We start from the raw sequence: 23,140 nt of genomic DNA, 5'->3' as shown, positions 1-23,140 counted from the left end.
ATAATCATTATCAGTAAAAGAGTATAGGGGTTGATGGTTTTTGTCAACCAAGATTGTACTAAAGAAACGTACTATGTCGCATTGGAAAGCACCATCTGCCCGTTACTCGGAATTCCAAATTGAATCGCAAACGGGTTCCGTATATGATAGCTTTATCATTGTTTTTAAGGGAGGCTTCATTTACGTGGCAGTATTAATCAACGAGCAAATAAAGGCTTCCGAGGTCATGCTCACTGGACTCAACGGTGAGAAGATCGGTATCGTCTCGAGAGAGGAAGCCTTGGCTATGGCCCGATCCAAAGGAATGGATCTGGTCTGTACATCACTGATGAGCAGTCCTCCGCCATGTAGCCTAGTAGCTAAGGGCAAGGGAAAAACGCTCGCGCAGAAGGAAACCGGAACACGCAAAGCGAGCGGTGGCAACATGGCTGGAAAGAGCAGTAAGGAAAAGGTCAAGGAGCTTCGCTTCACTGCTCATATCGAGGAACATGACTACGACACGAAGCTGCGCCAAGCAGACAAACATCTGCGCTCCGGCAAGCCCGTGCAGTTGGTTGTAAAATCGTCCGTCGCAAAGGAAGCGGCTGCCGCCAAAGCGGTGTTAGAGCGGCTATTGGTCGATCTGAAAGAAGCTGGAATGAAAGAAACCGGAATCCAGACAGGCGGCAAGGGCTCACAGGTGAAATTAAATCCGCGTTGAGTAAATCAGTATCATTTCTTTATCCGGCGAACCCCATCTCAAAGCAAAAACAGGCTGTTTATACAGAATGAAAAAGGGGGCCGTTTCGGCCCCCTTCTACCTTCCTCATCAAAATCATAGTGATAACCATACAGCAGGGTCCCTGTTTTCCACACACTCAATTATCGAAAAATTTAACTTGCTGGTGACGTTACGTCACCAAGTATACTAACCTAGTGGGCTATACTGGAAAATCAATGCATGGGAAGGAGGGAGAACCTATTGAGCAAAGGAGATTATTTATCGACTGGGCAGCTTGCCAAAAATACAGGTATGACACTCCGAACACTTTACATGCTCCAACACTTACCATTCAAACGAGCTTGCCGTTATTTATGCTAGGGTTCCAACATGCTATCTATAAACAGCAAGTGAAAAAAATAAAAAGGAAATATTTAAAATTCAAACTGCTTGATTTCACCCTCACTCTCGTTTATTCTCTGTATATGTATAGTATAAGTTGGTATTTTCATCAATTGGTGATCACTTGCAGGACTTCACAAAACTTTATCCGACGGGGTTCTTGTGTATACAGTATTTTCGCGTTTGTGTAGGTGAATGAATGTGAACACACCATTGATATACAGTTTATACAGGACCTATTTTTGTTAATCTCCATAACAGAGCCTAAGGTACTATGACAGATTACGTTTTAATGATATATTGATAGGTACTATAAAAGACTAATTACCCAGGGCTTGGGCTGGAGGATGTATGAAAAAAGAATCAAATCAAGATGAAACCAGTTATTTATTTAATGTAGATGTATTAGTTAAAGGTCGTTCTAATGTAGAGGCCCTTCAGTTCCTGCTTAACCTCTTGACTCAACATGAACAAATTGCAGATAGTCGGATTCAGTCCGGTATTGAGCTTGGTAATTTAATTGAGGCTGCATTACACTTAAAAAAACAATCAGCCGCTAACGGCTCGTCTGATGCTGCTACTGCGCTAGCAGAGAAGTTTTCCAAAAAGAAATCTAATGTCGCTCCTACGAACAAGCCACCTGTCGTTCAAGAGATCAAACAATCCCACATACAGCCGAAGCCTGCACCACAACAAGAACTTAGCACCTATGATTGGATCAAACGCTATATACATGATAATACACTTGTACGGCTAATCGTAAATCGCTATGGCGGACAACGAAGCATCCCATGTCGCATCCTTAATTTGGATCATGAGAATAGCTTACTGAGTGTGTACCATGTAGATGAGAAGCAAGTATACTCCTTTAAAATGAATGAAATTGATGAAATCACATCGTAAAAGTAAAGCCCTTACAGCATGAAATAAACACGACAAAAAGAGAACCGCCGGAAAAACGTTATGTCTTTCCAAGCGATTCTCTTTTTTGGATATTACCTGGGAAGTTAAATTAATCCTCTTTCTTCAAACCCCAGGCAGCTAATGCCAGCAAAAGCCAACCTGCGATAAAACACACGCCCCCCAGCGGGGTAATGGTACCTAGCACACGAATCCCGGTCAAGCTCAGCACATACAAGCTGCCGGAAAACAAAATGATTCCCGTAAACAGCAGTCGCGCTGCCCATTTTAAACGAGTCGACGCTCCCCACTGTCCCGCAGCCAATGCAATGATCAGCAAACCGACAGCGTGAATCATATGATATTTCACACCCGTTTCATACACTGCCAATGCATCTGCGTCGATCCGTGTTTTCACAATATGAGCCCCAAACGCTCCAATAGCTACCGCCAGCAGCATCATTATAGATCCTACAATTATCCATTTGCGTTGCATGTTTGTGTACTCCTTTTCATCTTATGCTCTCATCCAAGCTATCTCCTTATTTTATCGAATCCATATGAAGTTTGCCAGCCATTCCATTTTAATTTAAACCCTACAGAATTCCATGATTAAACCCTGCCTTTTGAAGGGTAATGTGTAAGGTCCCTTGCTTTTTTGTTCATTTTGTGGAAAATTAGTACCTGTTCGGATAATGTTAAAGGAGTTGAAAAGATGAGTAACCAAGATCCTAATCTGCAAAAGCCTGTTGCGTCTGAGGAGCATCCTGTTTTTTCAGAAGCTCCTGTCTTCCAGCCTCCAGTCAAGCTCAAGCATTCCGGTCCCGGTCTTGCTTCTTTTATTATGTCGCTCGTCAGCCTGATCGGGTATATCATTCTGGCTGTTATGGTCATTAATCTGTTGGCTCATTTCAGCCAATACCAAACTCTGGACCCGGAAGTTGTTTTGCAACAAACCGGAACCGTCCTGCTTCCTTTTGTATTTTTAGGCAGTCTGTTATTGAATTGCGCCGGGCTTGTGGTCGGCATTATTGGAATTGCGTTGAAGAACCGTAAGAAAGCCTTTGCCATTGCAGGGCTAATCATTAATGCGTTCATTATTCTGGGCTTCATTGCACTTCTGGCCATGGGTCTTGCCGTTCCGAATAACACAGCGGATATGTATCCTTCCTCTGTGCAATCCTTATAATTTCTCCGCATCACACAGAGAGGATTCAATGTATGAACAAAATCAAAATTTTTGCAGACAGTACCAGTGATATTCCAGTCCAATGGCGCGAACAGTACGAGATTGGCATTGTACCCTTGTACACGGTGTTTGGGGATGAATCATTAAGGGATGGTGTAGATATCCAGCCAGAGCAGTTATTTCAGCGCGTAAGTCGTAAGGGGCATTTGCCGCGAACCGCTGCACCTTCTCCATCGGACTTTATTCAAGCCTTTGCTCCCTACATAGAACAAGGGGACGACATTTTATATCTCAGTCTGTCTTCCGAGCTGTCCTCAACCTATCAAAATGCGCTGCTTGCTGCTTCCGAGTTCCCAAAAGGCCGTGTTACCGTCTTCGATTCCCTGAATCTGTCGTGCGGCTTTGGCATACTCGTGATGAAGGCCGCACGCGCCGCAGCCAACGACAGTACAATGGAACAGATCGTGGACATGTTGACGAGAACCCGCCCCCTGATCGAAACGGAATTCGTGATAGATACGCTTGAGTATCTATACAAGGGCGGAAGATGCTCAGGCATGCAAAATCTAATCGGCAGCCTGCTCAAAATTCGTCCGGTGATCAAAGTAATAGACGGAAAAATGACACCTGCGTACAAAGTCCGCGGCAAACGTGAAAAGGCGCTGGAGCAGATGCTGCAAAATGCCCTGAACCAGCGGGAACATATGGATAACGACATCATTATTGTCGTACATGCCTTGGCTGAGGAAGATGCGCTGATGCTGCAAGCCCGTTTACAGGAAGAGACGGGAGCGCAAGAGGTGCTGCTGACAACAGCCGGTTGTGTGGTTTCCAGTCATTGTGGTCCACAGACGATTGGTATAATGTATGCCAAAAAAGAATAGTTTCGATTGTGAAGCTCCTTGCCTCTACAGGTAAGGTCTTTTTTGTGTTTTCCAACAATTTAGCAATGAATAACTTTACTATTTTTGATAGTATTAGTCGTCATGTGACGAACGATTCGTCTGACAATCTATCATAAAAAAGAAGGTTATAGTGTATGAGCCCCATACGATCACGCTTGCTAACCAAACTGACCCTGCTGGCGACTGCCGCCTTGACGATAATAACTACATCCGCTTCATGTTTAACCGTTCCCGCAGCCGCAGTCGGTGTGGCTTTTCAGGATATTTCAGACAGCTATGCTTATCAATCCATCACCTCACTGCACGCCAAAGGAATTTTGGCAGGTACACAGCCCGGCTACTTTTCTCCCAAAAAGGCGGTTACGAGAGCCGAATGGGTTACCGCGCTGGATCGCACACTCGGTCTGGAGCCTGTACAAGCATCGGTCTCCTCCTATCGGGATGTATCCAAACAAGCCTGGTACTACGGATGGATTGAAGCAGCCTCCCAGCTTGATGTGGTGCAGGGCGGATCATCCGCCACGTTTCAACCCAACAGCCCTGTAACCCGGCAAGAAGCAGCCTTGATGATCGCACGCCTTATACGCTCGACGAGATCAGGAGAAGCGGTTTCCACTTTTACAGACGGCAACAAAATTGCAGATTGGGCTCTTGAGGCTGTAACCACCGTGAATCGTTACGGCTTTATGAAGGGGGAAAACAACCAATTTCGCCCGACAGCTTCCCTGACCCGCGAAGAAACAGCAGCACTTCTGGAGCGGCTGCTGTCGTATTCAACACAGCATGTCTCCAAAACAGCGTCCACGGCATCTTCCATCCGACTAGGCTGGCAATATGACCAGAGCGTTCAACAGTTTGAAAGCTCAGTGCTTCAATCTAACATCAACACCCTGTCACCGCGCTGGTTTTTTCTAAATGAAACGGGTGATATTAGCGATCTTACAAACACCTCGCTCCTCACCTGGTCCAAGCAGCATCAAAAAAAAGTCTGGGCGATGGTAGGGAACCGTTCGAATCTAACGATGACGCACCAAATCCTGTCCAGTGAGGTTTTACGGAACAAAGCCATAACTCAGCTTGCGAATGCCGTATCTACTCATCATCTGGATGGGCTTGTGATTGATTTTGAAAATGTAGATGGGCAGGATCGTACCCAGCTCACGCTGTTCATCCAACAATTAAAAGCCAAGCTAAAAAGCCTGAATGCTGTGCTGGCGATCTGTGTATCTCCTGATTACGGTACAGACTGGACAGCCGCCTTTGACTATAAGCAGCTTGGCGCTGCGGCAGACTATTTGATTCTGATGGGGTATGACGAACATTGGGGAGGCGGCTCAACTCCCGGCTCCGTATCCTCATTACCGTGGCTCCGTGAAAGCGTACGGCGCTTTCTACTAACCACCGACCCGGATAAAGCGATATTGGCATTGCCTTTATTCACACGAAACTGGACCCTCAATGCGAGTGGTCAATCGGTCACTTCGTCTGATATTTCACTGATTGAGCAAAATCAGCTTGTATCCCGTTCCACCTCCAAACCGGTCTGGCATGAGGATATTCAGCAGTACACCGTTTCCTACAAGGATACTCAGCTTCATAAGCTATGGCTGGAGGAAGGGCGATCCTTCACCCGTAAATACCGTTTGGGACAGGATAAAGGAGTCGCAGGCTTCGCCTACTGGTATGTGGGTGGGGCAAGCTCTGATCTATGGTCCAGTGTGAAAAATGCAGACCGCTTCGCACAGCGTGGTTTGTAAAAGCCAAGAAACCTTCAACTCCACTTTTAGCGTGAGGTTGAAGGTTTTTTTGCATACTTCCCTTTCGCTCGCCTATGCCCGGTACGCAACGATTCCGTTCACAACCGTCATACGTGCTTTAACGTCAAGCAAAACCTGAGGGCGTTCCGATAAATCCCGGTCAATAACCGTAAAATCAGCGGCTTTCCCTACTGCTATCGAACCCCGTTCATTCGCTTCTCCCGCAGCCACTGCACTTCCGAGGGTAAACAGATGAATCGCTTCGTGAATGTCCAGCTTTTCATCGGGAAGATAACCCTCATGCGTCTCTCCCGGCTTGGACCGGGTCACAGCGGCATGCATACCCAGAAAAGGGTCCAACGGCTCAATCGGCGCGTCACTGCCGCCAGCACATGGAATATCGGCGTCCAGCAGCTTCTTCCAGGCATACAAATATTCGGTACGTCCCTCGCCAACCCGATCCAGCACCCACGGGAAATCACTTGCTACAAAACGCGGCTGGATGTCTGCAATCAGTGGCAGCTTGGCCATTCTCTTGACCAAATCGGCAGTCAGCACCTGTCCGTGGATCAGACGATCCGGCAAGCCGCTTTCCTCCGTTAGCGCATGGGCTTCCATCGCGGTCAAAATCATATGCGCCGCCCCATCTCCTATCGCATGTACAGCGACCGGAAAACCTGCGGCTCTGACAGCCGCCACCATCTGGTTCAGCTCCAGCTGCGGTTGAATCGCCATGCCACTGGTATGTGGAGCATCGCTATAGGGCGCAGACAATAGCGCAGTTCTTCCACCAATCGCGCCATCGGCAAACATTTTTACCGCACCGATTTTAAACCACTCATTTCCGCCACCAGCACGCAGCCCTTTCCCTTTCGCTTCCTCCATGAACGGATGATAGATGAGCTGATGCGTGCGAAAAGCAATGCCTTCCTCCCTTAGCTCCCTGTAAATCCGCTGCATGGTGTCCACGCTGCCCAGAAAACGCAAATCCTCCGTGTGCGCAGCCGTCAGACCAAGTCGTAGCGCATCCAGACAGGCTCGACGGATCGCATCTTTTTTAACCGAATAATCCGGCTCTGGCTGCACACTTGTAAAGGCAGTGGACGCTTCCTCATAAATCAATCCGTTCAACTGTCCATCCGCATTTCTTCCGTAGGCTCCCGAAGCAGGATCAGGAGTGTTCTCGCCAATACCTGCACGCCGATACGCTTCTGAATTCGCCAGAAAGGTATGAAAGCATGTACGAGTCAAATATACCGGGTGCTGATCCGTAATGGCATCCAGCTCTGAGATGGTCGGAATCTCAACAGGAATAAACGCATTTTCGTTCCAGTTCAGCCCTAAAATCCATTCTCCCGACGGTGTGAGCGCAACCCGTTTGCGCAGCATATCAAGCATCTCCTCCTTCGAGGTAGCCGACGTAAAATCCAGCATCGCCAGCTTCATGCCATGCATGGACAAATGCATATGTGAATCGGCCAAGCCCGGCAACACATAGGCGTTATCCCAATCCACCGTGTCATATTCCTTACCCGACAATTGCAATTCAAGCTCCCGCGCTTGTCCAATGGCCTGTATGCTGCCGTTTCGTACAATGATTGAATCCCCCTTGGCAGCCCAGTCCCCATACAGCTTGCCATGCTTGAACAGTGTTAGCGTCAACGCGGCTCATCTCCCTTTTTCAAATATATATACCGAACTAAAAAGTTACTATAGCGCCACTGTGCAGTCGGATGTTGCTTCATATCACGCCTGTGCTGCCGATTCCAGGCATAGTGTATGTATATCTACCTGCTGCACCAGATGCGCAAAGCGGTCATGCATTGCACAGACAGCCATTTTATAATGTTCATCGATCTCATACTGTTTAAAATGACAATACTCGGTAGTAAAGCCTTCCGTCGTAAAACTGATCAACGGGCGCTCACTTAATTCGAATGAAAATGATTTTAGCGGCAGCGTTAATCCCTGCCCTTCGGCCTTCACAAAGCTTTCCTTGAGCGTCCACAAATCGTAAAAATAGGATAAGCGACTCTCCGCCTCTTGACGCATCAACGCATCATACTCCGTGTCCGAAAAGCACACCCTTCCCACCTCAAAATCAATAGGACGAAGCTGTTCAATGTCGATGCCGAGCGAATGATCATCCACGGCGCATACCACCCATTTTCCTGAGTGAGAAACATTAAAATGGAATGCGGGTGCATTCAACAAGAAAGGCTTGCCGAAAGCATTATATGTAAATTGAAGACTGGCGTTGGAAACCTTCAATTGCCTACAGGCCACCCACCTTAACAACACATCGGCGTATAAGCCTCTTAAAGCATCTTCCCGATGTAAAAAACGATCCAGCTTCTGCCGCTTCTCATTCGAAACCCGGTTCAGCAGTGACTCGTAATGACCGTCTGCCTCCGGCTTGCTCGTGTCAATCGCATATATTTCCATGGTTGGCCCCCTATACCGTAATAAATGTGCGGTGTACACCTGGTCAATATACTACTCTAGCACTTTCAATTCAATATGGATACAATTGGGATAGAACCCTCTTGTTGCTCACATCGCATCATCAGACAGGTGATAGGCACCAGCATGAAGAGCTATTCAGTACAAATCATTTTTGTAAGCGCTTTAAAAACATGCAGAGGAGGACGAAACAATGAAATATGATTTTGCCGTCTTACTGTGTATTATGCTCGCTGCTTTGCTGTCGTTGAGCATTTTCCAGATGTTTTCACCGAAGATTGCTTCAGCGGCCCCAGCGAATGTTGTGAATGGCATTCAGTTTAAAGATACAGCTGGAAGCGTGGTTCATGCTCATGGAGGCGGTATGATTAAGATAGACGGTTACTACTACTGGTTTGGTGAAAATCGCAACCCCAACGGCACGTTCAAGGCTGTATCCGCCTACCGTTCCTCTGATTTAAAAAACTGGGAGTTCCGCAAAAACGTGCTGACCAGCAGTTCCTCAGTAGAGCTGAATGTTTCGAATATTGAACGTCCAAAAGTCATTTATAATGAGAAAACACGCAAATACGTATTGTGGATGCACAAGGAAAATGGGGTTAATTACAACGAAGCCCGGGTGGCAGTTGCCTCTTCCGATACTGTGGACGGCGATTACACCTATCAGGGCAGCTTCCGTCCTCTGGATTACGATTCACGGGATATGACTGTGTACAACGACAATGGTACGGCTTACCTGATTTCTGCTACCCGTGTGAATGCCGATTTGAACATTTATCGTCTGACACCGGATTTTCTGCAAGTTGAAGCGCTGGTGACTACGCTCTGGTCGGGACAATATCGTGAAGCTCCGGCAATGTTCAAAAAAGGAGACGTCTACTTCCTGATCACATCCGGGGCAACAGGCTGGAATCCCAACCAAGCCAAGTATGCTACGGCATCCAGCATTGAAGGTACGTGGAGTAACACGATTAACTTCGGAGACAGTACGACCTACGGTTCACAGTCGGCCTACGTAATTCCGGTAGAAGGTACTCAGACGACCTCGTACCTGTATTTGGGCGACCGTTGGGCCGGAGCGTGGAGCGGTCCTGTGCAGGATTCACAATATGTATGGCTGCCGCTGCGTTTTCCAACCGGGACTTCTTTGGCTATGGAATGGTTTGACAGTATGAACATCGACACCGCCAGCGGGGTGGTTCAAGGCGTAACCACGCCAATCGCCATTGATCCGGACGGATACTATCAGCTGGTAAGCCGCAAGAGCAACAAGCCACTGAATGTAATGGACGGTGCAACCACAGATGGAGCGGATCTGGAACAGCGTGCGGATTCGGGAGCATCCAGCCAGCAATGGCAGCTCAAGGACGCAGGCGGCGGATATTACAAAATCGTCAACCGCAACAGTGGCAAGCTGATCGGCGTTGAAAACGGAGCTACTGCGGACGGCGCAGTCATTGAGCAATGGAGCGACGGAGGCTGGTCCAGCCAGCAATGGCAACTGGTATCTGTAACCGGAGGTTATTACAAGCTGAAAAATCGGGCAACGGGCAAGCTGATCGACATTTCCGAAGGCACTACCGCCGATGGTGCCAAAGCGATTCAATGGGGGGATAACGGCGGAACGAATCAGCATTTTCGTGTAGTGAGGGTAAATTAGTTCGTTCAACGTCGAACGTACATCATCATCGTCATTGAAGCAGTAGCTTCCTTCAAGTGATTCAGTTATTTCCAAAAAGCCGTCTTCCCAGCAGATCCCTGCTAACGGAAGAACGGCTTCTTTTTGCGGGAAAATGATGGTTGAACCTGTATCTGGGCTATCCCTTGTCCAGATCGGCTTGAAGCGCGTCAGGACGTTACAGCTCCCACGGATAATCTGTCGTGAGGAAGCTCGCCAGTTGCTTGCTTTCCTCCCTGCGCTGACGCCGTATCGCTGCACGAGATGGCGCAGTCTGGTGCAATTGTAATTCCTCTTCTGTCTCTGGAATGACCTGCGGCACGATCACTTTACGGTTGTTCTCGTCCAGCGCCACAAAGGTCAGAAAGGCGGTGGCTGCGATTTTCCGGTCGCCAGTCATCAGTCCTTCACGAATGACCTTGACGAAAACCTCCATAGAGCTACGGCCTGTCCAGGTAACGAACGCCTCCAGCGTGACAGAATCGCTCGGATGGATGGGCAGCAAAAAATCCACTGAATCCGTAGACGCCGTGACTGTATTCGTGCGGCATAGCTTGGAGGCTGCGATAGACGCAATATCGTCGATATACGACATCAATCGGCCTCCGAAGAGTGTGTTATGATTGTTGATATCGTTGGGAAATACACGGGACGTCTTGAAGCAGTAGGTTTCTCGGATGTACTTGCTTTCCATGGGTTCTCTTTCCTCTCTTTTCCTCATAGCTATCTTTTTATATAGTGGAAACCTGTGTTAGACTGACTGTGCTAATCATCCCACTAATCCGCATAATAAATCAAGACATAAAAATCCTGAGAAATGTGGAAAAGGATACATGCAAGCCGTTGGAAATTTTCCAAACAGTTCAGCCACTTTATCCAGACTAAGTTCTCTAGTCTTCCTGATTTGAGCCAAATTTGAGCCGATAGTATACTGCATTGAATCCACAGACCCTGCCTCCTCGTAATATAAAAAAGTGTCAAATTGAAAATTCAATTTGACACTTTTTCTACACGTCGTGAATTACCAGAGTAATCCCTGTTGTATTTTTCACACTGATTAAACAGGAACGATGTATCACCCAATTGGTGTTCCATCAGGTAGTTTAATATCTGGTTTCAATAGAACCACATCCCCCTTTTCGGGTATTCCTCCAAGCACTAATACCTCTGAATTAAAGCCTGCTATCCGTCGAGGAGGAAAGTTAACTACACCTATGATTTGTTTTCCTACAATATCTTCAGCCACATATCTTTTTGTAATTTGTGCACTTGATTTTTTTATTCCAATATCTTGTCCAAAATCAATCTCAAGTTTAATAGCAGGTATTTTGGCTTCTGCAAAAAACTCAGCTTTAATAATGGTTCCAACTCGAATATCAAGTTCCAAAAAATCATCAATCGTTGCCATTTAATCATTCTCCTCATCTATTGTTTTCTCAAATTTCGCGATATTCAGCTACAATTTTAATATTTTGCAACTGTATACTTTAAAGATTTTGCCCAAAAATACATCCCCATACCGAATAGTGTCATCATTCCACCTATGAATTGAGATGCAGAGATTATTTCTCCCAAGAAAAAGTAGGCGAGAATTATGGCGAGAACAGGCTCTCCAATAATACCTACAGAAACAGTAGTTGCACCCATTGATTTCAACAACAGATTAAAAATATATTGTCCAAAAATAGTTGGGATTAGTGCAAGTAAAAAGAAATACATCCAATCTGACGAGTCATATTCGATCAAGGAATAATTATTCAACATATTGTAGACTAGCATAACGCTGCCACCCAGAAAAAAAACAATAACACTATATAAATTTGCATCTATTTTATGACTTACTTTCTGTCCTGCCAACATATATGCTGAAACCAAGATAGTTCCTAACAAAGATAACCCATCTCCGATTAATGCCTCTTTGGAAACCCCTATGTCTCCCCAAGCTATAATGATTGAACCGAAAAGAGCAGCGATCAAACAAAGAATGGTTAATATGTTTGATCGTTCTCTGAACATAAAGAATGAACCCATCATTACAAATAAAGGCTGTAATGATAAGATGACCATGGAGCTTGCAACGGAGGTATATACTAAGGATTCCATCCAAAATAAGAAATATAATCCGAGAAAAAGACCCGCTAAGAAAACGGTACTCCAATCTTTTTTGTTCATCTTTAAGGATCGAAGCATTTTCCAGGGTACAAAAGGAAGCATTATTATTACTGATATATACAGTCTGTACATTCCAGCCACAGAGGTTGGCGTATCTGAGGATTTTATCATGATGGAAGAAATAGAAACAGCTAGTATGGCAATGAAAAGCAAAATATACGGATGAAACGGTTTATTTATTTTCATACTGACCCCTCTAAGATGTTATTGCCAATTGTCTGTGCACAGAATAATTGTATGATAACCTGAACTGAATATAATAATATCACCACTTCTGTTTATTTTGTGTAACTATATCTTTTATTTATATAGAAATATCATCATAAGTAAGGATCTTCTCTTAAATAAAAAAAAGGATACGAAAACACCCGATACGGTTGTGAACCGATCGGGTGTTACGTTTCCAGGCAGAAAAATGTTACTTTAATTCGTTTTGGGGACCATGTTCAGATGTGGATGCACGCAACCGGGCTGTAACCACTTCGTCGAATCAATCCGCTGCTCAACGAGTTCTGTCGTGAGATAATTTTAATTTGAATGATAACGATAACTAAAGTCTAAACAGTCTCATTTCCCCAAATGCTTACTAGATCATTGATTTGAAGCGATACGACCCTTAGGTCTCCATCAATGGTATAGAGCTCTATCCCTCTACTTTCCGAATCAGGGAAAATCATGTCTGAAATGATTGTTTTTCCATTATTTCCGAAGACCTCGACACTTGACCAATCCACATAAATGCTCAACTGTATCCGTTCATACTCTGGCTTCATAGGGGCCTTGTGTATTGCTGTGAAATCGGAATGAAAATCAATGGCGCTCGACTTCGTCCGATCGACGAACAACTCCCCATTCGAGATATTGTATCCGATGATCGTCTCCTGATTGGAAGACTTCCGCACTTTGAACCCGAATTCCACGGCCGTACTGATTTCAAATTCTGCAATAATTTCTGCCTTTGCAGCAGAAATATCAGACAACACGTTCATACCTGGCTTAATCGTCAAGTCTTGCAGAGACAAAATCGGTTTTCTTAGCTGACCTAATTCACTTACGGGTGCTTGGATTAGGCGAAGTCCCTCCGGATAAGTCCTAAGCTGTAGCTCACGAGGAATTGACATCTTGCCACGCCATTCCTCTGAAGGTAGCGTGGTACCATAACGCCAATTGTTCATCCAGCCTATCCAAATCTTTCGTCCGTCCTCGTTTGGATTGCCATTCCAGGTCACGGCCGCGTAAAAGTCTGATCCGTAGTCTACCCATTTGATAGCATCGAAAGATTCTAGCGTTTCATCCAGAGTAAATGCTTTACCGTCAAAGTTGCCTATGAAATACATCATCCCAGAACCGCCTGCTGGTGGTTCGGGATCGTCTGGATTCACACCATTTCTATCCCCCACGCTTAGCATTAGAATCCACTTCTTGGTATTAGGTTCCTCATCCACTTGGATTCGAAATACATCAGGACATTCAAATATCCCCCGGTGGATACCCGGAATGTCGGAACCGAACTCGCTTGCAAAGGACCATTCTTTAAGGTTTGGAGATGTGTAAAATTCTACACGATCTCTTACGGCAAGGACCATGATCCACATCGACGATTCATCATGCCAAAACACCTTCGGATCACGAAAGTCTAGCGTTTCCGTTGGGAATAAAACCGGATTACCTTCATATTTTGTCCAGGTTCGACCCTTGTCCTTGCTGTAAGCAATGCTTTGCACCTGTGGCTTGCCGGGCTGAGCCCTGTTGCCCTCATTCGTATAAATGGCAACCAAACCTGTTCCTTCTTCGTTGAAAAATCCGCTTGTATTGTTCTTATCCACCACTGCACTTCCCGAGAAGATCGCTCCGTCCTCTCCAGGCGGAATTGCCGGTGGGAGTTCCTCCCAATGCACTAGATCCTGGCTTACCGCATGCCCCCAATGCATGCGGCCAAAGTCAGGCTGCGTATCATGGGGAGTATGCTGGTAGAACAGGTGGTACTCTCCTTCGTAGTAAACCAAGCCGTTGGGATCGTTCATCCAGTTATTCTCCGGTGAATAATGAAATTGAGGCCTGTAGGGCTCCCTATAATTACTGTTTCGTGATCCTTGTCTGCTGTTGTTCTCATTCGTTAGGCGCATGTCTTTAATGGTATCCACTCTCCTATAAATTGGTGATAAGGTGTTAACAGCCCCAACCACCTTTTATCTGTTTCAGCCTTGATCTTTAAGATATCTGTCATAGCCTTTCTGTTTGATTTCCAGCCATTTGTCCAGTCCAAGTCTGGAAAGCTCGGCCTTATAATCCGCCCATTCTTCTTCCACTTTGCCTGTTTTGATCCATTCCGCCCGTTTGCGGTTAACGTAGGCAAATAAGTCTGTTTCCAAGGTTGAGATCTGCTTCTGATCCTCCAGCGAGAAGAAGACTTTCGGGAAATTGTGGTCAGCCTTCATAAAAGGAACGAGTTTTTCCTTTATGAGCTTGAGTCGGCCTATTGCATCGTCGGGCTTCGTCGTCACGGTTCCATAATACTCGTCAAGAATTGCCAATGGACCACTGATATTCGTTTTTTGCCGCAGCTCGACAGGGGCCGTTCCCTTAAGCGGAAGATGCTTCAGCTTATGACTCGCTTCATCGTATTCAAAGATGTTCTGCTGAGTTTTGTCGCCGTAGGTGCCCCAGTTGTCCTGTACGGACTGGATGGGATCATACAGCTGGTCAATCCATTTTGCCGTAAGCTCAAGATTTTTGTTGGCACTGGTAATCACCATTCTCCCCCGGTCAAAGCCGAGATTGTTCGTGCGGGTCACATTGACCTCACCGCTTGGCCCCGCGAGCGGGTTCATCAATTCATATTTATCGTTGTCTCCTGAAATATTCGCCTTATCCCATTGAAAGTAGAGACCATATTTTTCATTCTGGCCTTTGGCCAGATACGTGTTATAATCCTGCTCGAATGACTCCTCGTCGATCAGGTTCAATTTATATAGCTCATTAAGGTATTTAATCCCGTCTTTATAACCGTCCTGATCGGCGGTGAAGACCACTTTCCCCTCATTGGTCACTACAGTATGATCGCTGTTGTCCCCAAGACCAAATGATCCAAACAGAAAATTCAGGTCCTCATTGCCGTTATTGAGCATAAAGGACAGCGGGATTTCATCTGCTTGGCCATTTCCGTTAGGGTCGCCATTTTTAAATGCGAGCAGAACATTTTTTAAGTCCTCCGTCGTTTTTGGCATTTTAAGTCCCAGCTTTTTCAGCCACTCCACATTGATCCATGGCATGTCGTTTACAGAATGAATGCTCTCCTTCCCGGCCCCTAGCTCCTCAATCCAGGGAAAAGCATAAATATGCCCGTCCTGTGCGGTTATCATGGATTTGTACTCAGGTGCTTCCTTCAATACCTTCTGTAGATTCGGCATATATTTTTGAATCAAATCCTCCAGAGGGATAATGGTTCCATCCTGTCCGAGGTTCAACAAATCATAGTCGGAATAGCCGGCATCTAGCATGGCATCTGGAAGATCCCCGCTGGCAACAGCCAGGTTTCTTTTTTCCGTAAAGGAATCCGAGGTGAAGTTGGTAAAATCAATATGCACACCTGTTTTTTCTTCCAGTCTTTTATAAATCAGCTTTTCATTTGGATCAGAAGGTGCCAACGGCGAGCTTTGAGTCATAAAATGCAAGGTAACTTTCTCTTTAAGCGGCAGAGTGACATTTTCCAGCTTGTAATCTTCGGATGCCGCAGAATTATTGCCTGAGCCGCCGCATCCGGCTAGCAGTGAAGTAGAAAGCACCAGCACGGACAAGGTTAGTAATGTTTTTTTCATCTCTATTCCCCCGATTTGTTATTTGATCGAGCCTACCATGACACCCTTTTCGAAATACTTCTGGAAGAATGGATACATGACAATCAAAGGCAAACTTGATATGACAATGGCAGAGTATTTAATCATTTCGGACAATTTCTTAAGCTCCGCTTGCGCCAGCGCATCGGCAATCATACCAGGCTGAACCTGATTCTGTATCAAAATGGAGCGCAGCACCAGTTGAAGCGGAAACAGCTTGGGATCATCCAGATAAATCATGGCGTCGAAATAAGAATTCCATTGTCCGACAAAAGCGTATAAAGCTAGAACAAAAATAATAGGCTTCGACAATGGCAGGACGATTTTAAAGAAAATACTGAGCTCCGAAGCTCCATCTATGCTCGCCGCCTGAAACAGCTCTTTGGGAAGCCCCTGGAAATAAGTCTTTGCCAGAATAATATTGAATACGCTGATCGAGCCGGGCAGAATAATGGCCCACACCGTATTCAACATGCCTAAATCCTTAATCACCAGATAGGTTGGAATCAGACCACCACCGAAAAACATCGTTATCAGGAAAAAGATCATAATGGACCGTTTCCCTACCAGCCCTTCAATCGCAAGCGGGTAAGCCGCGAAGACGGAAAACAATACGGTTGCGAACGCAAAGGCTGCTGAATAAAAAATGGCATTAAAAAAACCGCGAATCATGGCACCATTGCTTAGGATTTTGGCATATCCCGTGAGTGTCCAATCGGATGATGTAATGGCAAACCCTTTGCTAATCAGGGTATTGGGAGTCAAAAAGGACGAAAGCACCACATAAACCAGCGGTAACAGAATAGCGAGAACAAACAAACCAAGCAGAATATAATTGATGATGATCAGAATCCGGTCCTTCCCGGTGTATTGAATATCCATAAATACCTCCTTCTTTAGTACAGCCCTTCCCCTTCGTTCAGCTTCTTGACGACGGTATTTACGAAAATCAGCAGGACCACGTTAATCACGGAATTGAATAACCCGATTGCCGTAGAATAAGCATAATCGCCGGATTGCAGCCCCACCTTGTATACATAAGTCGCGATGATTTCCGAGGTTGGCGTGTTCAGAGCCGTCTGCATCAGGTAAGCCTTTTCATAGCCGATCGACATGATGCCTCCTGCAGCGAGAATGAATAGGACAGCCATGACGGGTTTGAGAGCTGGCAGGTCAATGTGAAGGATTCTCTTCAACAAAGATGCGCCATCAATTGTTGCAGCGTCATGCAACTGCGGGTCCACATTGGCTAAGGTGGCTACATAAATGATTGAGGACCAGCCGGCTGTTTGCCATATACCGGACAATATATATACTGTTCGGAAATAGGCGGGATCAGTCATAAAAGAAATAGGCTTGCCGGTGAAGGCTGTTACCATGGCGTTCACTACTCCAGTCGGCGAAAGAAAAACAAACAGCATGCCGGCAACAACAACCACTGAGATGAAGTTAGGTGCGTATACAATAAGCTGAATATTCTTCTTGAGCTTCGCTCCTCTGATCAGATTTAGCATTAAGGCCAGAATGATGGGTACTGGGAAACCGAGAATAAGACCGTAAGCGCTTAGTTTAAGCGTATTCATTAAAATGTCATAAAAATTTGGTGATGAAAGAAAGCGTTGAAAATGTTCAAATCCAACCCATTCGCTGCCCATGATTCCTTTTCTTGGACTGAAATTTTTAAACGCAATGATCGAACCGTACATGGGAACATACTTGAAAATAACGGTAAGAATTATGGACGGAACCAGAAACAAATACAATATATAATTTCGAACCATGTAACTTAGCCAATGGTTTCTTTTTTTTGGTTCTGAATCCTTAACTCCCCTTTTTTGAGCGATCGAGTTTGCCAATCTTTTCCCCCCTACTGTTCACGGCTTGTTTTTAAAGACAGTAATAAGCCATGTTATGTCATCTCTCTGACATAAATACAAGATGTTTTGCAAATGCCTTACTGGTAATCCCCCCACCTCCAACATGATTAGAAATCTACATTTCCCCAAGATGAATGGGTTTACATTTTACATTTGAACATTTTTTCTCTTACAATTTAACAGGTGCACATTGAATAAGTCAATACATTTTGGCAACAAAATTCATTAAAAACACACAATTCAAGAGTAATATAATATTTAAAGCACAAAGTACCTTAAAAATGCATCTAATAAATAAACAAATGTAAACTAATTTTGTTCATTTGAATAATTTCATTGTTAAAAGCACGAAAATACTATATATTTAGAAATATGAAGAATCTTAATTCGGGAGAATAAGGTGGAACAATATGAAAAGGAAGTCAAAGGTTACTATTCAAGACATCGCCGATGCCCTGGGAATTTCCAGAAACACTGCATCCAAGGCGCTTAATGGAATAGAGAATATTCCTGCCGTAACGAGGGACAAGGTAATCAAAAAAGCAGTGGAGCTTAAATACAAACAATTTTCTTATATGGAAACAGCCTCTGAAAAACAGGGCAATATCGCACTTTTGACCTGTAATCTTCCCAATAGCTCACACTTTGGATCGCTGCTGATCAACGGGCTGGAGAAGGAAATCAGCAACCAGGGCTATACTTTATCCATTTATTTTGTCCGCGAGAACGATATCAATACGATGACCCTACCCGGTAATTTCGAGCCTTCGAATGTGGCTGGCATCTTCTGCATCGAGATGTTCAGCAAGGAATACAGCAAGCTGATCACGGAACTTGACATCCCAACCATTTTTATTGATTGCGCTGCAGATATGGTGTATCCGGAATTGAAGGCAGATCTGGTATTGATGGAAAATGAGCACAGCACATACTGTGTTACCCGGAAATTAATAGATCATGGCTATGAAAGCTTCGGTTTTGTAGGCGATTACAATCACTGCAAAAGCTTCAATGAACGCTGGACGGGATTCAATAAGGCCCTGGCAGAAGCCGGAATCACCTTGGACCCTGCCCATAGCATTATAGCGCCGGACCGCAATTTCTTTATAGAGGAGAACTGGATGGAGCAGCAATTGGATGCTCTGAGGGAGTGCCCCTCCGTCTTTATTTGCGCCAATGATTTCATTGCCATCAGCGTGATAAAATCTTTGAAAAACAAAGGGATTAAAGTCCCGGAAGATGTTGCTGTCTGCGGGTTCGATGATGCTTCAGAATCCCGGGTAGTCGAGCCCCATCTGACTACCGTACATATTTACAGTAGTCAGATGGGTATTATTTCAGCCGAAATGTTATTGTCCAGAATCAAAGATAATACCATGCCGTACCGAGTGACCCATGTTGCAACGGATATCTTATACCGGGACTCGACGCCTGTTTTAAACTAAATCTGCCAAGAGGTGAATCAAAGTGAAAAATGTTGGAACGGTTCTATGTGTGGGCGAGCTGCTCATTGATTTTTTCTGCACGGATATTGATGTCAATCTTGCCAAGGGTCAGCATTTCTCCAAGCAGGCCGGCGGTGCTCCAGCAAATGTGAGCGCAGCCGTAGCCAAGCTCGGAGGAAAAGCGTCATTCTTGGGAAAAGTCGGAGCCGATCCGTTCGGCATGTACCTGAAGCAAACTCTGGATGAGCAGCACGTGGATACGTCCATGCTCCTTTTTGATCCGGCAACACCGACTACACTGGCCTTTGTTTCCCTTGCCGCTAACGGCGAACGGGATTTCGTGTTCAACCGCGGAGCTGACCGTCAGCTGTCTCTGCAGGACATTGATAGGGAATGGACCCGGCAGGCTGCCATTCTGCATTTTGGCTCGGCAACGGCCCTGCTCGCCGATCCTTTCCGGGAAGCGTATTTATCTTTATTGGACGAGGCGAAGGCCAATGGGCAATTCACCTCCTTTGACCCCAATTACCGGGGGGACCTCTGGAAAGACAGGCTGGAGGAATTTATCGCACTGTCCAGAAGAGGAATACACAATGCGGATTTAGTAAAGGTAAGCGAAGAGGAATTAAGCATCATTACAGGGCTGACTGACCGCAATGCTTCATTGGATCTTTTGCATGGGTTGGGAGCCAAGACGGTGGCAGTTACCTTGGGGAAAGAAGGAACCCTCATCTCAAGTAGTGTCTCTCGTTCGCTAATCGGCAGTATTGCTGTCAAATCGATCGACTCTACTGGTGCTGGGGATGCCTTCGTCGGAGCTATGCTGTATCAAATCAGTCAGCTGAGTCAGGCTAAGGCATTTACCACCAACGGGAAGCAGCAGCAGGAATTTGTAACACTTGCCAATCAAGTCGGCGCCATCGTGTGCACCAAAGTTGGAGCGATTGCAGCCTTGCCGTCGCTGGAAGAAGTTAAGCGTTTCGTAGAGCAGGGTGAATCAAGGATTGAAGCGTAAGAACATAAAAAGGTGTCCGACGATCCTAAGGTCGCTGGACACCTTTTTTTGTAGAGATTCATCATTCTGGATCTTACGATTCAATCGCTCATAACAGCAGATACTGAGTGGTGTTATGGGATGGGGACTCGTAAGAATCAATCATGGAGCTTTCAACTGAAGCACTTGTGGTTTCCAGAAGGAATAACGGGAATCATTAAGTAAGAGTCGTATTCTTCCCCAGTATATATGGTGTGCGTTCCCTGATTAATATAGGGACTACTTGACATTTCAGGAAATTCGGGGCGCTTTAAAAGTTCGACTCCGGTGATAAGCAATTCTAGTTGTTCCCCGGCATGCCATTTCATCCCCATTGGCCAGAATCCAATTTCGACAGGAATAATCTCTTCGGGTTTAATTTTTTCTTGCGTTTTAAAGCTTTGTACTGGCTTTTCCAGTGTTGATTTCGTTGTATCAAGTTGGCGAAGAGATACTCTCATCCGTCCGCTAGCCCCGGCATAATAACGGTCATTAATAACTTTGATTGGGAGCTCCTTACCACTAGCATCTAGCTTCCTTACAAAAGCGAATACATCCATATCATTAAAATCTTCTGTGGATACCCATAAATGCAGCCTCATGTACCCAACAATTTCCATATCCTGTTCAAAGGATACCTTAAACGATACCCCTTTATCATCAGCAGTATATTTTATTTTGGCCTTTTTTCCTACAGTATCCTGGCTTAATGTATTGGAACTGGCATCCAGGTATAGTTTCATTAATTGTTGTCGTTCTAGTGGGAAGTCCTCCTCCTCCCGATTCAAAATATCTTGGTGACCTGGATCGAGCACAGCTAAACGGACCTTGGGGGTGTTGTTCCAGCCATTTTGCTCACTCTTGAGATAATAATCAAAGAATTTTCTTAAATCTTCAACATGCTGTGGATTGTAGTAATCGGGCCATTCGAAAGTGTTATGAATCCGAAGCCACTTTTCCTTAGATGATATTCGTTGCCAGCCCTCGAAGGTACCATAAGTGTGTAGAAGGTTCGTATAGCTAGCAACAATATAAGCAGGCACCTCTATGTTTTCTAAGGTTGGCGCTTTTTCTTCCCAGTATTCATTCATTAGCGGATATTTCCGCATCATGGCAGGCATATCTTCATAACTTGTATTTCCAATAAAGGAGCTAAAAATCATTTCAGTAAAAGAGAAGTCGGGTACCCCGCCTTTGAAGCAGGTCTCTCTAAATATATCACAAGCGCCTTCCCAAGGGGCAATAGCCGAAAGATGAGGCGGACGGTAAGAAGCAACATTCCATTGTGAAATGGCTAACCACGAATTTCCCGTTAATCCTACCTTACCATTGCTCCACTCACGTTCTGCAACCCACTCTATTAAATCGTATTCATCTTCAGCCTCCTGTTTTCCCCAAGCATGAATGTTCCCATCTGAGTTAAATACGCCACGTGGATCAGGATGAACGATGGCATATCCATGGTTTACCCAATATCCCGGATTAGGGCCTTCAAATTTATTAAGACCGTCTTCCTCTTTGGGAGCAACATCCATACGTCCCGGAAAAATATCGAGGGATAAGACACTGCCTCTCTTGCCATAAGGGCTCCATGCAACAAGTGTCGGTACATTCTTTTCATCTAGGGGACGAAATATATCAGTGTAAATGGTTGTACCATCCCTTAATTTCACTGCAACATCACGTTCACAGAGAATATCACATGGAATAGGCTGTCCATCTGTACGATGCACGGTTCCTTTCTTTATAATACTTGCGCTTGGTTCAAACCCAGGATATTCTGACTGTGAAATTGGTTTCGATTGCCGATATGTAATTTCGACATTGCCATTATCTTTGTATGACATTTCATGAACCTCCATTTATTTATGTAATATATTTCTACATTACTAATTTTAATCTAGCAAGTAGATATATAATATGACTAATAGAGTTTGAAATGTTGGATAACTGGCAAATGAATGCGCTTTGTCGATTAAAAAGACAGGAGGCAAAAAATTGTCTATTAAACAAGACTTGCGTGCACTACGAACGAAAAAATCTATCGAATGTGGGTTTACAGAATTGCTAAACATGAGTTCCTTCTCCTCTATTACTGTTCAAGACATAGCGAATAAGGCAATGATTAATCGGTCGACCTTTTATTTACATTTCCAAGATAAGTATGATCTTCTAGACAAGCTCGGGAATCGCATTATAGATGAGTTTTCCAGTTGCATTGAATTTGACGATATCAAACAATACAACAGCATTTTAAGAGTGGTGAGGCACATTCAAGCTAATGCAACGACTTACAGGGCCTTAATTTCAATAAATACGGAAACATTGAATTTTGCTGTTGAGATACAACGAATTTTTGAAAACTTATGCAATAATTGGATTTATCGCTATGAAATCAAAGAAAAATCTAAGGGGGCAGGTGATTACTTTTTGCGTTTATTTGCTTCATCCTGTTTAACAACGATTAAATGGTGGATTGAAGTAAACAATAATCTAACCGTAGATGAAGTGTCTGACTTGATCAATCAGTGTTTTGAACAGGGAATGAATAATTCATTTCGAATATAGAAATGGTTTACTGCTCATCGACAGGGGCTAAGCCACACGAAACCAACGTATACCTTGGCAGCGGCGGACGAAGAAAAACAACGAATCTATACAGAATCCACATTTCCAGACTTAAAAAAAGAGTGATGAAGGACGAAATTCAGCACATCCTTTTTGAAGACGAATCCATGATTCGCGATTACCAAGCGATTCAAAAATCGAGTAGGAGGCTACCC

The 23,140-nt window shown here is 44.9% G+C and carries 21 protein-coding genes and 1 pseudogene; 10 read left to right on the top strand and 12 right to left on the bottom strand.

All coding sequences use genetic code 11. The annotated features are described in order from the left end of the window. The first annotated feature begins 184 nt into the window (after positions 1 to 184). Both infC and ACIFQM_RS10235 read left to right on the top strand, forming a co-directional pair. Positions 185 to 700: a translation initiation factor IF-3 gene (gene infC, locus ACIFQM_RS10240; protein WP_430043219.1), complete on the top strand. Its 516-nt coding sequence runs from the start codon at positions 185 to 187 to the stop codon at positions 698 to 700. A 753-nt stretch (positions 701 to 1,453) separates the two neighbouring features. Beyond that, complete coding sequence (locus ACIFQM_RS10235) at positions 1,454 to 2,005, top strand: hypothetical protein (protein WP_430044039.1); 552 nt, start codon at positions 1,454 to 1,456, stop codon at positions 2,003 to 2,005. A 109-nt stretch (positions 2,006 to 2,114) separates the two neighbouring features. On the opposite strand, the gene ACIFQM_RS10230 is transcribed toward ACIFQM_RS10235, so the two are convergent. Beyond that, positions 2,115 to 2,498, bottom strand: coding sequence for a DUF423 domain-containing protein (locus tag ACIFQM_RS10230; RefSeq protein WP_430044041.1), 384 nt, complete (start codon positions 2,496 to 2,498; stop codon positions 2,115 to 2,117). 219 nt (positions 2,499 to 2,717) lie between these two features. Between ACIFQM_RS10230 and ACIFQM_RS10225 the strand changes: the two genes are divergently transcribed. The 3 genes from ACIFQM_RS10225 to ACIFQM_RS10215 all read left to right on the top strand — a co-directional run bounded on the left by ACIFQM_RS10225 (position 2,718) and on the right by ACIFQM_RS10215 (position 5,853). Continuing rightward, positions 2,718 to 3,191: a hypothetical protein gene (locus ACIFQM_RS10225; protein WP_430044042.1), complete on the top strand. Its 474-nt coding sequence runs from the start codon at positions 2,718 to 2,720 to the stop codon at positions 3,189 to 3,191. 32 nt (positions 3,192 to 3,223) lie between these two features. Further along, complete coding sequence (locus tag ACIFQM_RS10220) at positions 3,224 to 4,075, top strand: DegV family protein (RefSeq protein ID WP_430044044.1); 852 nt, start codon at positions 3,224 to 3,226, stop codon at positions 4,073 to 4,075. Positions 4,076 to 4,230: 155 nt separating this feature from the next. Next, complete coding sequence (locus ACIFQM_RS10215; protein ID WP_430044046.1) at positions 4,231 to 5,853, top strand: S-layer homology domain-containing protein; 1,623 nt, start codon at positions 4,231 to 4,233, stop codon at positions 5,851 to 5,853. A 72-nt stretch (positions 5,854 to 5,925) separates the two neighbouring features. On the opposite strand, the gene ACIFQM_RS10210 is transcribed toward ACIFQM_RS10215, so the two are convergent. Both ACIFQM_RS10210 and ACIFQM_RS10205 read right to left on the bottom strand, forming a co-directional pair. Continuing rightward, complete coding sequence (locus ACIFQM_RS10210) at positions 5,926 to 7,515, bottom strand: amidohydrolase (protein WP_430044048.1); 1,590 nt, start codon at positions 7,513 to 7,515, stop codon at positions 5,926 to 5,928. An 84-nt stretch (positions 7,516 to 7,599) separates the two neighbouring features. After that, positions 7,600 to 8,298, bottom strand: coding sequence for a 4'-phosphopantetheinyl transferase family protein (locus ACIFQM_RS10205; RefSeq protein ID WP_430044050.1), 699 nt, complete (start codon positions 8,296 to 8,298; stop codon positions 7,600 to 7,602). Between the two features lie 211 nt (positions 8,299 to 8,509). Here ACIFQM_RS10205 and ACIFQM_RS10200 point away from each other — a divergent pair, with 211 nt between their 5' ends. Continuing rightward, positions 8,510 to 9,976, top strand: a complete 1,467-nt coding sequence (locus ACIFQM_RS10200; protein ID WP_430044052.1) for an RICIN domain-containing protein — start codon at positions 8,510 to 8,512, stop codon at positions 9,974 to 9,976. A 196-nt stretch (positions 9,977 to 10,172) separates the two neighbouring features. On the opposite strand, the gene ACIFQM_RS10195 is transcribed toward ACIFQM_RS10200, so the two are convergent. The 8 genes from ACIFQM_RS10195 to ACIFQM_RS10160 all read right to left on the bottom strand — a co-directional run bounded on the left by ACIFQM_RS10195 (position 10,173) and on the right by ACIFQM_RS10160 (position 17,783). Continuing rightward, on the bottom strand, positions 10,173 to 10,688 hold the full coding sequence (locus ACIFQM_RS10195; protein WP_014280639.1) for an acyl-CoA thioesterase: 516 nt from the start codon (positions 10,686 to 10,688) through the stop codon (positions 10,173 to 10,175). Between the two features lie 75 nt (positions 10,689 to 10,763). Continuing rightward, positions 10,764 to 10,940 (bottom strand): hypothetical protein, encoded by a 177-nt coding sequence (locus tag ACIFQM_RS10190; protein WP_430044054.1) that lies wholly within the window; start codon positions 10,938 to 10,940, stop codon positions 10,764 to 10,766. Positions 10,941 to 11,069: 129 nt separating this feature from the next. Further along, positions 11,070 to 11,402: a chaperone CsaA gene (gene csaA, locus ACIFQM_RS10185; RefSeq protein ID WP_430044056.1), complete on the bottom strand. Its 333-nt coding sequence runs from the start codon at positions 11,400 to 11,402 to the stop codon at positions 11,070 to 11,072. A 56-nt stretch (positions 11,403 to 11,458) separates the two neighbouring features. After that, positions 11,459 to 12,352 (bottom strand): DMT family transporter, encoded by an 894-nt coding sequence (locus ACIFQM_RS10180; RefSeq protein ID WP_430044058.1) that lies wholly within the window; start codon positions 12,350 to 12,352, stop codon positions 11,459 to 11,461. 371 nt (positions 12,353 to 12,723) lie between these two features. Next, positions 12,724 to 14,292, bottom strand: coding sequence for a glycoside hydrolase family 32 protein (locus tag ACIFQM_RS10175; RefSeq protein ID WP_430065423.1), 1,569 nt, complete (start codon positions 14,290 to 14,292; stop codon positions 12,724 to 12,726). 72 nt (positions 14,293 to 14,364) lie between these two features. Next, complete coding sequence (locus ACIFQM_RS10170) at positions 14,365 to 15,984, bottom strand: ABC transporter substrate-binding protein (RefSeq protein WP_430065415.1); 1,620 nt, start codon at positions 15,982 to 15,984, stop codon at positions 14,365 to 14,367. 18 nt (positions 15,985 to 16,002) lie between these two features. Further along, entirely contained in the window at positions 16,003 to 16,884 is an 882-nt protein-coding gene (locus tag ACIFQM_RS10165; protein ID WP_430040630.1) for a carbohydrate ABC transporter permease, read from the bottom strand. Positions 16,885 to 16,898: 14 nt separating this feature from the next. Then, positions 16,899 to 17,783: an ABC transporter permease gene (locus ACIFQM_RS10160; RefSeq protein WP_430040631.1), complete on the bottom strand. Its 885-nt coding sequence runs from the start codon at positions 17,781 to 17,783 to the stop codon at positions 16,899 to 16,901. 506 nt (positions 17,784 to 18,289) lie between these two features. Between ACIFQM_RS10160 and ACIFQM_RS10155 the strand changes: the two genes are divergently transcribed. Together ACIFQM_RS10155 and ACIFQM_RS10150 are read left to right on the top strand one after the other, a co-directional pair. Further along, on the top strand, positions 18,290 to 19,324 hold the full coding sequence (locus tag ACIFQM_RS10155; protein WP_430040632.1) for a LacI family DNA-binding transcriptional regulator: 1,035 nt from the start codon (positions 18,290 to 18,292) through the stop codon (positions 19,322 to 19,324). A 22-nt stretch (positions 19,325 to 19,346) separates the two neighbouring features. Beyond that, a complete protein-coding gene (locus ACIFQM_RS10150) occupies positions 19,347 to 20,339 on the top strand; it encodes a carbohydrate kinase family protein (RefSeq protein WP_430040633.1) in 993 nt (330 codons plus the stop codon). Between the two features lie 152 nt (positions 20,340 to 20,491). Here the strand turns inward: ACIFQM_RS10150 and ACIFQM_RS10145 are convergent, their stop codons facing one another. After that, a complete protein-coding gene (locus tag ACIFQM_RS10145) occupies positions 20,492 to 22,204 on the bottom strand; it encodes a CocE/NonD family hydrolase (RefSeq protein ID WP_430040634.1) in 1,713 nt (570 codons plus the stop codon). Between the two features lie 151 nt (positions 22,205 to 22,355). Here ACIFQM_RS10145 and ACIFQM_RS10140 point away from each other — a divergent pair, with 151 nt between their 5' ends. Together ACIFQM_RS10140 and ACIFQM_RS10135 are read left to right on the top strand one after the other, a co-directional pair. After that, entirely contained in the window at positions 22,356 to 22,925 is a 570-nt protein-coding gene (locus ACIFQM_RS10140) for a TetR/AcrR family transcriptional regulator C-terminal domain-containing protein (protein WP_430040635.1), read from the top strand. Positions 22,926 to 22,940: 15 nt separating this feature from the next. Continuing rightward, a pseudogene (locus tag ACIFQM_RS10135) lies at positions 22,941 to 23,140 on the top strand (hypothetical protein); the annotation flags it as partial.

The sequence above is a fragment of the Paenibacillus sp. NRS-1782 genome, from assembly GCF_050467685.1.
GTDB classification, from domain to species: Bacteria; Bacillota; Bacilli; order Paenibacillales; family Paenibacillaceae; genus Paenibacillus; species Paenibacillus terrae_A.
This window is presented reverse-complemented; position numbering and strand designations above follow the sequence as displayed.